Source organism: Allokutzneria sp. NRRL B-24872 (assembly GCF_002155965.1).
In the GTDB taxonomy this organism is placed as follows: Bacteria; Actinomycetota; Actinomycetes; order Mycobacteriales; family Pseudonocardiaceae; genus Allokutzneria.
Window position 1 is genome coordinate 1 of the sequence record NZ_MUMH01000182.1, and the last position, 12591, is coordinate 12591.

Below are 12591 nucleotides of genomic sequence, written 5' to 3' on the forward strand. Positions count from 1 at the left end.
GCTGGCCGAGGCACTGGTGCGCGCCGTGCCCGAAAGCCAAGTGCCCCTTGGCATTGCGGCCGAGGTCGCGGTTGATCTTGCCGAGCTGCACGGTGATCGCGTCGCCCGCGCGCACCGGTTGGCCGCTGATCTCCAGGTCCACCAACGCGGAGCGCACCACGAACGGGGTGACGGTGTGCAGCCGCAGCAACTCCTCGACCGTGGACTCCGGGTCCGCGAGCACCGCCGCGAGCCCACCGGGCTCTTCGAGCAGCGTCAGCGTCCCGAGCGCGAGCATGTTGGCCGTGGTGTCCAGGCCCGCGCCGAGCAGCACGACGCCGATGTTCGTCAGCTCCTCGTCAGTCAGCTCCGTGCTGGCCAGATCGCTGAGCATGTCGTCGGTCGGCCTGACCCGCTTGGCTTTCACCAGTCCGCGCAGGAAGTCCTGGAGAGCTCCGAAGGACGTCGAGACCGCCTCACCGTCGCCGGAGCCCGTGACCACCTCGGCGTGGTGTTGGAAGTGCTCGCGGTCCTCGTAGGAGACGCCCAGCATCTCGCAGATCATCTGCGCGGGAACGGGCCGGGCGAAGTTCTCCACCAGGTCGACGGGCGGTCCGGCCGCCTCCATCGCGTCGAGGTTCTCCGTCGCGATGCGCTCGACCATCTCGGACAGCAACCGCATGCGGCGCACGGTGAACTTGCCCATCAGCAGCCGCCGGTAGCGCGTGTGCTCGGGCGCGTCCATGTCCAGGAACGCCCCCGGCTCGGCGGGTTGCATCTGCACGCCGGGCGGCGCGAGGTGCATCAGCTCCGGCCGCGCGCTGACCCTCGGGTCGGCCAGCACGGCGCGCGCGGTCGCGTAGTCGCTGGTCTGCCAGCCCTCGTGCCCGTCCGGATAGGTCATCGGTGTCAGCACGCCAAACCCCCATTGCATAGCGTTTCAACTTCTAGAAACAGTTATAGCAGTGCTTTTGCCGAGTTCATTGCAATGACGATGAGCGCGAACGCAATGTTTTCCCGCGATCTCCCACGGCGGTGAGAGATCGGTGCGATCACCGCGCGAACGGCCGCTCGTAGCTTCGCCACATCGCAGTGATCAGGGGGAAACCATGGGGACACAACACCTTTACGGGGACGCGATCGCCGACGTCTACGACCGGCTGTTCCCCGGCACCGCCGACGCCGAACACGCCGCGGACTTCGTCGCCGCGCTGTGCCCGGAGGGCGGGAAGGTGCTGGAACTCGGCGTCGGCACGGGGCGCCTCGCACTGCCGATCGCGGCGCGCGGCCACCACGTGCACGGTGTCGACGCCTCGGCGCGGATGCTGGAGAAACTGCGCGAGAAAGACCCCGAGCAACGCGTGACCACCTCTGTTGGCGACTTCGCCGGCGATCCGCTCGACGAGCGCTACGACGTGGTGCTGCTGGCCTGCCACGGGCTGTGCGGAGCACTGGAGCAGCAGTCCCAGGTGCGGACCCTGATCAGGATGGGCGAACAGCTCGCGGACGGCGGGCGGGTCGTGCTGGAGACCTACGAACCCAAGCTCTACCAGGGCCAGAACGGTCCCGTGGTCGCCGCGCAGCACCTCATCGGCGGGGGTCTGCTGGTGAGCACGACCTACGCCAACTCGCACGCCCAGATCGTGCATGTCCAGCACAGCGTCATGGACGGCTCGGCGCAGAGCCAGGTCACCGAGACCAACCGGTGGGTGTGGCCGTCCGAGCTGGACCTGATGGCCAGGATCGCCGGGCTGGAGCTGGAGCAGCGGTGGTCGGGCTGGCTCAAGGAGCCGTACGGGCCCGACGCGACGCGGCTGGTCTCCGTCTACCGCAAGGTGGACGCGCCATGACGCTCGTGGAACGGGTCGTGCTCACGCCGACCGATGCCCCCGAGGCGGCGGCGGTGGCGCTCGCCGAACTCGGGCTCGGTGCTCTCGTGCCGGACACGGTCGTGGCCTTCACCGGGCGCAACGACAACTGGGCGGGCACCACGGACAGCGGAGCCCGCGTGTTCGTCAAGCGGGTCGCCGAGGCCGCCGCGCTGACCCGCGCGCACAGCTTCGAGGTCGTCTCGGCCGGGTTGCGCAGACTGCGATCTCCAAGGCTTCTCGGTGCCGCGCAAGGACTTCAGGTCTTCGAGCTGATCGAGGACGCGAACACCGGCGCTGAGCTGGCCGCCGACGACAGCTTCACCGATGGCCTCGCGTCCTCGATCGGCGAGGCCATCGGTGAACTCCACGGCGCGGCGGCCGACGTCGAGCGCACGGTCTTGGCGATGCCCCCTCTGCGCCGGTTCACCTCGCTGACGGTGGCGGAGTACACCGCGATGAGCGGCGGTGAACTGGAGTTCTGGCGCTTGGTGCAACGTGATTCGCGGTTGCACGCGGCACTGTCAGAGCTGCGCGCCGATGAGGCCGCCGCCGAGGCTGTGCCGATCCACGGCGATCTCCGACTGGACCAGCTGCTCGTGCGGGGCGAGGAGGCGCACATCACCGACTGGGAGGAATTCCGCCTCGGTGACGCCGCGCGCGACATCGGCTCCTTCGCAGGCGAGTGGGTTCTCCACGCCATGAACGCGATCGTGGAGCACAGCGACTCCGAAGAGCTTGCGCACGAAGACGTTCTGGCGCGCGGGGTCGAGGAACTGACGCTACGCCGACCGTTGATCTCCGCGTTCTGGCGCGCCTACGTCAGGCAGCGCCCGGTGACCGACCCAGCGCTTCCTGTGCGTGCAACGGCTTTCGCCGGGTGGCACCTGTTCGACCGCATGCTCGCGGTCGCCCAGCAGACGCACGAGCTGCCCGCGACCGCCCGGGCCGCCGCCGGGGTCGGCAGACAGATGATCCTGTCACCGCAACGGTTCCTCGCGACCGTTGGACTTGAGGAGCCGGTGTGCGCGACCTGATCCACTTCGACGCGGCGACCCTGCGGGCGACCGTCGGGCCCCGCGAGCTGAGCGCGAAGAGCCGAACGGAGTTGCGGGGCAAGGCATCCCGGGCGATCTACGAGGTGCTGCACGTTGGGCGCTCCGTCGAGCGGTCCGCGCAGTCGCGCTGGACCGCCGACGCCGAGCTGACCGCGCTGCTGGAGGAAGCCACTCCGCACCACGAGGCACCCGGTTCGGCGATGTTGCTCGGCATGGGCTCGACGACCGCGACGGTGGAGGTCAGCGGCCTGCGACTGCGGGTCCCGCAGAACGACGTACCGTCCACTGTGGACATCGGAGAGCACTTCACGATGCCCCTGCCCGCCGCGCGACCCGCACTGTCGCCGGGCTTCCACCTCGTGGACTCCTCCCGCGGATTCACCCACGACCGAGGGCCCCTGCTGCGCGTCTACTTCCACCTGCGCTCCGCCGACGACGCGCCCCGCACGTGGCACGCGGTGCTGAACTCCTTGGAAGCACTGGGAATCGCCTACCGCGCGAAGGTGCTGTCGCGGCGGGCGGACTACCCGAGGCGGGACGCGCTCGTGCTCTACCTGAAGCAGGACGCGGCGCACGCGGTGCGGAACCTGCCGAGGCTGCCCTGGCTCGGCGAGCAGACCTCAGCCTTCGCCCGGCGCGTCGCCCCCGGCGTCGCCGTGGCGTGGGAACCGGCCGATCCACGCGAGGGCAGGACGAGGCTCAGCTTCGGCCAGCACCGGGCCCGAGCCCTCGCGGACGGCCTCGCCGACGGCGGCTGGGCCGCCGTACCCGCCGCGCTCGCGGCAGCGGGCATCGATCCGGACGCGTTGCACCGCAACCGGAACTCGCCCGCGCTCCCCTGAACTCCCGCGCTTTCCGCGCGGGGCACTGAAGAGAAACACCGAGAGAGGAACCCTGATGGAGCTCGTCACCACCAACACCGCCACCCTCGTCGCCAGCGAGCAGCTGATGGCCGGGTACGCCGAGTACACCGACGCGACCGAGCTGACCATGGTCGCGGGCGAGGGCGCCCCGATGGGCTTCACCCCCGCCGTCGTCACGGTCACGATCCCGTGGACCACGATCTCGGTCACCACCGGCACGATCGTCGCCGGTTGCGGCAACGCGAACGACTGATCACTCAGGAGGGGCGTCCCGGCACACCGGGACGCCCTTCCGTCGCGGCAAGGGAAACCCATGGACATCCTCAAGTTCGGCACGGGCAACCTGACCACCGCCGTCGCCGACGCGGGGCGGGGGCGCTTCCGCTGGACCCGCAGGGCCGGGCGGCTGCGCTCCACCCCGCTGGCACTGGCGCCGCTCGGCGTGCTCGCGGCGGCGGAGGGGGCGAGCACCGGCGCCGTCCGCTTCACCGTGCCAAGCCGGGTCGGGGACGCGCTCGTCTACGACCTGCCCGCCCCGATCAGCATCGGCTGGCTGACCGCCGACCCGAACGCCGACCTGGCCGTCCACAGTGGACTGATCAGGGACACCGGCGCCGCGGTGCGCGCGCTGCACGAAACCCCCGTGCCCACCGGCTTCTCGGCCCCTTCGCCCCGGTTGACCGAACTGCGGGACTGGCTGACCACCGGCGCGGGGAGCAATGACTCCGCTTTCCTGCACGCCGTCGCGGCGGACCGCTTCGGCCCACGGCGCTGGCGAGCCGCCGAGCAGTGGTGCGCCGACCTGCTGCACCCCGGTGAGAACGCCGTGCTGTGCCACGGATCGCTCGGACTGGGAATGCTCGTCGCCGACCCCGGCAGCGGTGCCGCGAGCCTGATGACCGGTACCCAGCTGTGCGTGGCACCGGCCGCCTACGACCTCGGCTGGTTCCTCGGCGCGCTGCACCTGTTGCGCGCCACCACGAGCGCCCGCTTCGAGGTCAGTTCGGCCCGCCTGGACCACGGCAGCCTCGCTCTGTCGTTCATGGACGGTTACGGCGAGTTCGACCGAACGGCAGTCGGGCGCGCGGCCGTGCTCTGCTGCCTCAACCACATCCGTTGCCTGGCCAGCTATGTGGGCTGGCAGGACGACGTTCTGCGTGCCGTCGATGTGGTCGCCGAGCTGGCCGACACCGAGGGCCACGCCGCGCTGAACTGGTGAAATCACCCCCTGACAAGGAGAAATCGTGCTCACCCTGATGACCGCCGGTGCCATCGCGCTGGCTTCCCTCTCGCCCGTCGGCGCGGTCGACTCGTCGCCGTCGTCGTGTGCGTCGGAGCCGACCTTCCACCCCGGCTACGCGGGCGCCGTGTCGCGCTGTGCGGGCGGCGGTTCGGCGCAGCACCGCGTCGTGCTGGACTGCGGTCCCGAGCACCGCGTCGTTCGCGGGCCGCTCGTCGTGGCGGGTGCCAGTTCCACCGCGTACTGCGGCTTCATGGAGGAGTTGGCCGGGCACCGCAGCGAGACGGCCTGAGCCGTGAGCGCCGACTCCGTCATCGTGCCGTTCTCCCCCACGCACCCCGACCAGGCGTTGGAGTTCGCGCGCTTGGTCGAGGAGACCGGTGCGCGCCGCCTGTGGTTCGGCCAGTGCCTCGCCCTGGAACCGCACCAGCTCATGGCCTACATCGCCGGTGCGGGGGTGCGGGTGTCGTGTGGGACTGCGGTCGCCGTGGCACCGCTGCGTTCTCCGTACGAGGAGTTCCTGCACGCGCGCAGCCTGGCCGCGCTGACCGGGCTCCCGTTCGTCGCGGGCGTCGGTCCCAGCGGTCCCGAACTCGTCGCGGCGTTGCGGGGCGAGCCCTACGCTCGGCCTCGGACAGCCATGGCGGAGTACCTGAAGGTTCTCGGCCAGCTGCGCGACGACGGCGCGGCGAACGTGGCCGGTGAGTACCACCGGGTGCGCGCGAACGTCGCTCCCCTTGAGCACGAGCGCGTGGAGATCGGTGCCGGAGTGCTGCGCCCGGCCATGGCCCGCACGGCCGGGGAGTTCGCCGACGTGGCGATCACCTGGCTGACTCCGCCGGAGTACTTGGCGGACAAGCTGATCCCGGCGTTGCGGGCCGGAGCGGAGGCGGCGGGGCGGCCGGTGCCCCGCGTGGCCACCGTCGTCCACGTCGCCCTCGCGGGTCCCGACCGCGACCCGCGCCACCTCGCGGTGCTCGCCAACGCCCAGCACCTGGCGGCCGAGCACTATCGGGATGCGTTGCGCCACGCGGGAATCACCCTCGACCCCGCCGACCCCGCCGCAGCGCTGCTGAACGCCGGGCTGTTCGTCCACGGTGGAGGGTCGGAGGTCGCGGAGGGACTGCGTCGCTACCGCGAGGCCGGAGTGGACGAGGTGATCCTCAATGTGGCCGGAGTGCTCTGCACCGAGGGAATCGACGCCGCGCTAGGCGATCTTCGAGCACTGCTCACCGCGTAGCACGTGCGCTCGCAACAGCCCGTGCGCGGCGTAACGGCCGGGCGCGGGCTGCGCGAGCAGGTTGGCGTCCACCATGCCTTCCAGGACCGCCTCCGCCATGGCGGGCGTCGTCCCGCAGGCAGCGGCGACAGCGCGCACGTCGACTCCGTCCTCGCCGTGTCCCGCGACGACTCGCAGAACGCGGCGCTGCTGACCGGTGATCCGCTCGGTGGAGGCGGCCAGCGCGGCGGCCACGCTGCGGTCTCCCCAGGACAGCTCGTCGAGCACGCAGCCCGCTCGCGCCAGCCGCGACACCAGGTCCGACACCGTCCACACAGGACGATCGCGCAACCTGGACGCCGCGATCCGCAGCGCCAACGGGAGATTCCCGCACAGCCGCACGACCTCGCGCGCTTGCCCGGAATCACTCCCGCGCCCGCTGAGCCGCAGGAACAACGCGCGCGCGGCTCCCGTTTCCAGTGGCGCCAACGACAGGTGCCGCGCCTCTTCCAGACCGGACAGCCGCGCCCTGCTCGTCACCAGCACCAATGACCGCCCCGCTCCGGGCAGCAGCGGGCGCACCTGGGCCGCGCTCTCCACGTTGTCGAGCACGACGAGCGCCTGCCGCCCCGCCAGCTCCGCCCGCCACCGCGCCGCGAGCGCGCCCACCGCGCACGCCGGGCCGAGGTCGGTGACGCCGAGCATCGCGAGGGCTTCCCGTAAAGCGTCCTCTGTGGACAGACCCGTCAGGTCCACCAGCACCTGCGCGTCGGGGTAACGGTCAGCGGCCCGGTGCGCGAGCTGGAGGGCGAAGGCGGTCTTCCCAACGCCCGCCATGCCGTTGACCGCGACGACCGTCCCGTCGACGAGCCACGGCGACACCATGGCGATCTCGTCGTCCCGCCCGGCGAAGCCGAAAGCAGCCCTCGGCAGCGCGCGCACCCCGGCCAGCGCGGGGCTCGCGGCGACGCGTTCCCCGGAGAGCACGCGGTGGTGCAGGGCGCGCAGCTCCGGGCCGGGGTCGATGCCCAGCTCCGACGCGAGCGCGGCGCGCAGCCGTTGGTAGACCGCCAGCGCTTCGGCCTGATCGCCCTGCGCGCAGAGGGCGACCATCAACTGCCCGTGCAAGCGCTCGCGGAACGGGTGCGCGGCCGTGAGCGCGCGCAGTTCGGCGACGAGGTCGGGGCGCACCGAGCCGGTCAGCTCGGCGGCGGCGCGGTCCTCGACCACCGCCAGCCGCGACTCCTCCAGGATGCGCGCCTCTTCCAGGGCGGGCTCGCCGCTCACCCCCTCCAGCGCGGCACCGGTCCACAGCGCGAGCGCTTCCCGCAACGGCTGAGCGGCCTCAGCACCCGTGCGAGTCCTCGCCGAGGACACCTGCCGGTGGAAGTCGGCCAGGTCCAGCTCGCCGTCGTGCACCAGCAACCGGTACCCGGCAGCCTCGGTGACCAGTCTGCGCTCGCCCCCTGGCTCGATCACGCCGAGCAACCTGCGCAGCCGCCACGCGTGCGTGCGCACGGTGGCCACGGCTGTCGGCGGTGCCTCGCCCTCCTCCCACAACCAGTCCACAACGGACTCGACGGGCACAACCCTGTTCGCCCGCAACAGCAGCAGCGCCAGCAACGTGGTCTGCTTCGGACCGCTCGGGCGGGCGGAACCGACCGTTCCGGTCACCCCGACCGGACCCAGGACACGAAAACGCACGAACTCCCCCAAGGACACGGGCTCCGCCCCCCGACGGGCCTCACGACCCCAGACTTCCCGCCGTCGCGGTCGCACGCGTCAACCGGTCGACGGACGTCACGTGCGACCGGGCGATGGGCGACAGCGCTAGCCTCAACGGATGAGACTGCGGCCGGTCGACCTGGCGAGAGCGGCGGGCATCTCCACGCAGCAGGTCCGCAACTACGCCGACGCGGGAGTGCTGCCGCCGACACCGCGCACGGACTCCGGCTACCGGCACTTCGGGGAACGGCACCTCGACGCGCTGTTCACCTACCGAGCCCTCGCGCGGGGTTTCGGCGGCGACGCGGCGCGGCAGGTGATGCACGCGGTGCACGAGGACGACGTGCCGCGAGCGCTGGCGGTGCTCGACGCTGGACACGCGGAGCTGCACGACCAGCGGCGCTCGCTCCAGGAGATCAGCGACGCGCTGGAGGTGATCGCCGGCCAGGGCCTCGACGCGACGGGCCCGCCCGGCAGCCTGCGGATCGGCGAGCTGGCCGCGCGACTGGGTGTGCGCACCTCGGCGCTCCGCGTCTGGGAGGAGGCCGGTTTGCTTGCGCCACAACGTGATCACGCCACGAAGTACCGCACCTACGACGCGGCGGACATCAGGGACGCGCGGATGATCCGCATGCTCCGGCAGGGCGGCTACCTGCTCGACCAGATCCGCCCGGTCCTCGAAGGGCTGCGGGAGTCAGGCAGCGGTGACGCGCTGCGCGAGGCGATCACGCAGCGCCGCGCGCAGCTGACGTGGCGGGCGACGGCGATGCTCGAAGCCGCCGCTCACCTCCACCAGTACGCGTTCAGAACAAGATCTGCACCTTGAGCGCCTCGCGCGCCGCCATCGCCCGGTAGCCTTCGGGCACCGCGGAAATGCCGATCATGCGGTCGAAAACGCGACCGGGCTCGACCCTGCCCTCCATGATGTCGGGCAGCAGCTCGGGGATGTAGTGGCGAGCCGGAGCGACGCCACCGGTCACCGTCACGTTGCGGCCGAACTGGAGACCGCCGATGGGGCCGTCCTTGTACTGCGGCACACCCACGCGGCTGACCGTGCCGCCCGCGCGCACCACGCGCATCGCGGTCTCGAAGGCGGGCAGCGTGCCGACGCACTCCAGCACCGTGTGCGTGCCACGGCCTCCGCTCAGCTCACGGATGCGCGCGGTGCCCTCCTTGCCGCGCTCGGCGACCACGTCCGTCGCGCCGAACGAGCGGCCGAGGTCGGTGCGCGCCTCGTGCCTGCCCATGAGGATGATCTGCTCCGCACCGAGCCGCTTGGCCGCGAGCACCGCGCACAGGCCCACCGCGCCGTCGCCGATCACCGTGACCGTCGTGCGCTCGTTGACCCCCGCCTTGACGGCCGCGTGGTGGCCGGTGGCGAACACGTCGGAGAGCGTGAGCAGCGACGGCAGCAACGCCGCGTCGTCAGCTCCGGCGGGCAGCTTGACCAGCGTTCCCGCCGCCTGCGGCACGCGCACGGCCTCGCCCTGACCGCCGTCGACCTGCTCGTCGCCCCAGTTGCCACCGTGCAGGCACGAGGTGTGCAGACCTTCGACGCAGAACTCGCAGGTGTTGTCGGAGTACACGAACGGCGCCACCACGAGGTCCCCGCGCCGGAGGCCGTTCACGTCGGAGCCGGTCTCCTCGACGACGCCGAGGAACTCGTGCCCGATGCGGCGGCCCTCCGGCGCCGGGTCCATCCCGGAGTACGGCCACAGGTCGCTGCCGCAGATGCACGAGCGGATCACGCGCACGACGGCGTCGGTGGATTCGATGATCTTCGGGTCCGGCACGTGCTCGACGCGCACGTCACCCGGGCCGTAGATGACTGTTGCCTGCATGCGCCCAACCCTGCCACCAACCGTAGGGTGAGCGCATGACAGCGGCTCCGGTACGGCTGGGCATCATCGGTCTCGGCGCGATGGGCACGCGGGTGCTCGGCATCGCTACGCAGCACCCCGACTTCGAGGTCCGGCTGGTCAGCGACCCGAACCGGAGCGCTTCGGACTTCCCCGGGCTGCGCTTCTCGACCGACGGCGCGGACGTGACGGGCGCTGAGGACGTCGACGCGGTGTACATCGCGACCCCGCCCGCGCTGCACGAGCGCTACTCCCTGGCCGCGCTCGCCTCCGGCAAGGCCGTCTTCTGCGAGAAGCCGCTCGCGGTCGACCTCGCCGAGGGCCAGCGGATGGCGGCGGCGGCTTCGCGCGCGGGCCTGGCCACGGCGGTGAACTTCGCGCTCTCCGACCAGGCGTCGGTGGCGGAGATCGAGCGCGCCGACGTGGGCGAGGTGCTCGGCGTCGACATCACGCTGCGCTTCCCGCAGTGGCCCCGCCCGTTCCAGGCCGACGCGCGGTGGCTGGACGAGCGCGAGCAGGGCGGCTTCGTCCGCGAGGTGCTGTCCCACTTCGTGTACCTGACCGACCGCATCCTGGGACCGCTGCGCGTGGAGGTCGCCGGGGTCGACTACGCGCCGGAGGCCAGTGAGGTCGCCGCGCACGGTCTGCTGCGCGCGGGCGAGGTGCCGGTGCACGTCTCCGGCCGCACCGGCATGGCGGGCGCGGAACGCTACGAGTGGATCTTGTGGGGTTCCCGGCGCTCCTTCCTGCTGCGCGACTGGAGCGAGCTGTTCGTCTCCGAAGGCGGTGACTGGCAACCGGTTCCGCTCTCCGGCGGTTCGCAGGCGGAGCGCCTGTCGTTGTTCGCCAAGGCCGTCCGGGGTGCGGACGCGGGCGCCGGGCTGGCGGACTTCGCAGCGGCGCTGCGCGTGCAGGAAGTGGTCGAGGCCTTCCACGGCGTGGGCTGAACCGGGGTTCGGCCCACTGGTTTTTCGCTTGTCCCACGATGGTTTCCGCACACGCGAAAAGGCGTGCACAGCTCGGGGCCGCGTTGCGAGGGTGGTGCGCACCACACCCTGCCAGCGAAGTGGGAGCATTCCCGTGCACAAGTTCCGAGCTCGGCTGCTGACCGCCGCCCTCGCCGCGGTGGCGCTGCCCGTGACCGCTGTCCCGTCCTCCGCTCAGGCCCTGCTCGCCGCCCCCTCGTGCTCCTCGAGCGCGAATCCCGCGCTCGCGCAGAAGCTGGCCGCCGACATCGCCACCGCGCTCAAGGGGCGCCAGGGCACGGCCGCGGTGAGCCTGCGTTATCCGGGGGGAAGCTGCGCGCTCAACGCGAGCCGCCAGTTCCAGTCCGCCAGCGTCATCAAGGTGACCATCCTGGCCGCCGTGCTGAAGAAGGCGCAGGACGCGGGAAGAGCGTTGACGGCTCAGGAGAAGCAGTGGGCCACCGCGATGATCACCAAGTCGGACAACGACTCCGCGACCGCGCTGTGGGACTCGGTGACCGCGGCCGGGATGAAGAAGTTCATGGCGCTCGTCGGAATGCGCGGCACCACCATCGATTCCAGCGGCTGGTGGGGCAAGACGCACATCACCGCCGCCGACCAGATGGCGATGCTGACCCACCTGACCACGAGCAGCTCCGTGCTGAACGCGACCTCGCGCGCCTACGTGCTCGACCTGATGGGCAAGGTCGTCGCCGGGCAGCGCTGGGGCACCCCGGTCGGAGCGCCCTCCGGCACGACCGTGCGGGTCAAGAACGGCTGGGTGGACCGGGGTGACGGCGTGGGTTGGCGGATCAACAGCCTCGGCGTGTTCTCCGGCAAGGGCAAGGACTACCAGATCGCCGTGCTCACCGAAGGGAATTCCTCGGAGGGCTACGGCCACACCACCATTGAGGGCGTCGCCAAAGCGATCCACAAGGACCTCAATTCATGATGTTCGTTCTCCGCGAATCCACCCCCTGCACAAGGAGAAGAGGAGACAGTCATGCTTAAGAAGAACATGCCGAGGAAAGCTGTTGTGATGCTCGCGCTGGCCATGGGTCTGTCCGTTGGGGCCGTCGCCCCGGCCGCTGCCGAGACCAGCGCGCCCGCCGACTCCGGCACCCAGGTCACCTCCGACGTCGGCACCATGGCGAAGACCACCCGCGCAGCCGCCATCGCGAGGGCGCGCACCTGGCTCACCGCCAACGGCGGACGTCCCATCCCGTACAGCATGTCCAAGTACTTCCAGGGATGGCGCACCGACTGCTCCGGTTACGCGTCGATGGTGTGGAACGTCCGCACGTCGGGTGGTTCCGCCGTCAACCACAACACCGACAGCATGCTGCGCGGTGGCTACGGCACCCCCGGCGCCGTGGTGAAGGCCATCTCGTGGGACCAGATCCGCCAGGGCGACGCCATCGGCAAGCTCGGCGCCGGCAGCCTCGGCAGCGCCGGTCACGTGATGATCTTCGACAAGTGGGCCAACGCCGCGAAGACCAGCTACTGGGTCTACGAGCAGGCCAGCAGCTCCGGCGGTACCGCGCACCGCACGCACTCCAAGTCCTACAACGGCTACAAGCCCTACGCGTACACCAACTTCAGCGACTGATCCGTCAGACTCGCCGCCAGGCCGTGAAGCAGTAGAGCGCGGCCGCGACGGAGAGCACGACAACGCCGTTGGCGAACGCCCAGAAGACGGCGTTGTCGTGCACCTCCGCTGAAGTTGCTGTGGCGTAACGGAAAACCGGGTTCACCCGCGTCACCAACACCACTTTCACGGCGAGCCCGACCCCCAGTGCCCCCAGCCCCCAGTTC

The 12591-nt window shown here is 71.0% G+C and carries 15 protein-coding genes; 11 read left to right on the forward strand and 4 right to left on the reverse strand.

Annotated elements, in window-relative coordinates; translation table 11 throughout:
- On the reverse strand, nt 1-895 hold an 895-nt coding region (locus tag CCN37_RS34305; RefSeq protein WP_086829035.1), incomplete at its 3' end, for a cytochrome P450.
- Between the two features lie 193 nt (nt 896-1088).
- Here CCN37_RS34305 and CCN37_RS34310 point away from each other — a divergent pair.
- The 7 genes from CCN37_RS34310 to CCN37_RS34340 are packed head-to-tail and all read left to right on the forward strand — an operon-like array spanning nt 1089 to nt 6248.
- The gene (locus CCN37_RS34310; RefSeq protein ID WP_086829037.1) at nt 1089-1829 is read left to right on the forward strand and encodes a bifunctional 2-polyprenyl-6-hydroxyphenol methylase/3-demethylubiquinol 3-O-methyltransferase UbiG; all 741 of its coding nucleotides are present in this window, start codon (nt 1089-1091) and stop codon (nt 1827-1829) included.
- The gene (lxmK, locus tag CCN37_RS34315; RefSeq protein WP_086829039.1) at nt 1826-2884 is read left to right on the forward strand and encodes a class V lanthionine synthetase subunit LxmK; all 1059 of its coding nucleotides are present in this window, start codon (nt 1826-1828) and stop codon (nt 2882-2884) included. The genes CCN37_RS34310 and lxmK overlap by 4 nt, the downstream gene beginning before the upstream one ends.
- The gene (locus CCN37_RS34320; protein ID WP_086829041.1) at nt 2872-3747 is read left to right on the forward strand and encodes a T3SS effector HopA1 family protein; all 876 of its coding nucleotides are present in this window, start codon (nt 2872-2874) and stop codon (nt 3745-3747) included. Before lxmK ends, CCN37_RS34320 begins: the two co-directional genes overlap by 13 nt.
- A 55-nt stretch (nt 3748-3802) precedes the next feature.
- Nucleotides 3803-4021, forward strand: coding sequence for an LxmA leader domain family RiPP (locus CCN37_RS34325; RefSeq protein WP_086829043.1), 219 nt, complete (start codon nt 3803-3805; stop codon nt 4019-4021).
- A gap of 60 nt (nt 4022-4081) precedes the next feature.
- A complete protein-coding gene (locus CCN37_RS34330) occupies nt 4082-4987 on the forward strand; it encodes a hypothetical protein (protein ID WP_086829045.1) in 906 nt (301 codons plus the stop codon).
- Nucleotides 4988-5012: 25 nt separating this feature from the next.
- On the forward strand, nt 5013-5300 hold the full coding sequence (locus CCN37_RS34335) for a hypothetical protein (RefSeq protein ID WP_086829047.1): 288 nt from the start codon (nt 5013-5015) through the stop codon (nt 5298-5300).
- Between the two features lie 3 nt (nt 5301-5303).
- A complete protein-coding gene (locus CCN37_RS34340) occupies nt 5304-6248 on the forward strand; it encodes an LLM class flavin-dependent oxidoreductase (protein ID WP_086829049.1) in 945 nt (314 codons plus the stop codon).
- Here CCN37_RS34340 and CCN37_RS34345 read toward each other — a convergent pair.
- Nucleotides 6216-7901 carry an AfsR/SARP family transcriptional regulator gene (locus CCN37_RS34345; RefSeq protein ID WP_168200999.1) on the reverse strand — a complete coding sequence of 562 codons (1686 nt, stop codon included), beginning with the start codon at nt 7899-7901 and terminating at the stop codon, nt 6216-6218. The genes CCN37_RS34340 and CCN37_RS34345 overlap by 33 nt on opposite strands.
- 169 nt (nt 7902-8070) lie before the next feature.
- Between CCN37_RS34345 and CCN37_RS34350 the strand changes: the two genes are divergently transcribed.
- On the forward strand, nt 8071-8778 hold the full coding sequence (locus CCN37_RS34350) for a MerR family transcriptional regulator (protein WP_086829053.1): 708 nt from the start codon (nt 8071-8073) through the stop codon (nt 8776-8778).
- Here CCN37_RS34350 and CCN37_RS34355 read toward each other — a convergent pair.
- A complete protein-coding gene (locus CCN37_RS34355; protein ID WP_086829055.1) occupies nt 8756-9793 on the reverse strand; it encodes a zinc-binding dehydrogenase in 1038 nt (345 codons plus the stop codon). The two genes, CCN37_RS34350 and CCN37_RS34355, sit on opposite strands and share 23 nt — an antisense overlap.
- A 35-nt stretch (nt 9794-9828) precedes the next feature.
- On the opposite strand from CCN37_RS34355, the gene CCN37_RS34360 reads away from it, so the two are divergent.
- From CCN37_RS34360 to CCN37_RS34370, 3 genes are all read left to right on the forward strand, one after another.
- On the forward strand, nt 9829-10758 hold the full coding sequence (locus tag CCN37_RS34360) for a Gfo/Idh/MocA family protein (RefSeq protein ID WP_086829057.1): 930 nt from the start codon (nt 9829-9831) through the stop codon (nt 10756-10758).
- Between the two features lie 133 nt (nt 10759-10891).
- Complete coding sequence (locus CCN37_RS34365) at nt 10892-11728, forward strand: serine hydrolase (protein WP_086829059.1); 837 nt, start codon at nt 10892-10894, stop codon at nt 11726-11728.
- 51 nt (nt 11729-11779) lie between these two features.
- Nucleotides 11780-12385, forward strand: coding sequence for a hypothetical protein (locus tag CCN37_RS34370; RefSeq protein ID WP_143261947.1), 606 nt, complete (start codon nt 11780-11782; stop codon nt 12383-12385).
- 4 nt (nt 12386-12389) lie between these two features.
- Here CCN37_RS34370 and CCN37_RS41160 read toward each other — a convergent pair.
- The coding region (locus CCN37_RS41160) for a hypothetical protein (protein WP_210408330.1) at nt 12390-12591 on the reverse strand (202 nt) is incomplete at its 5' end.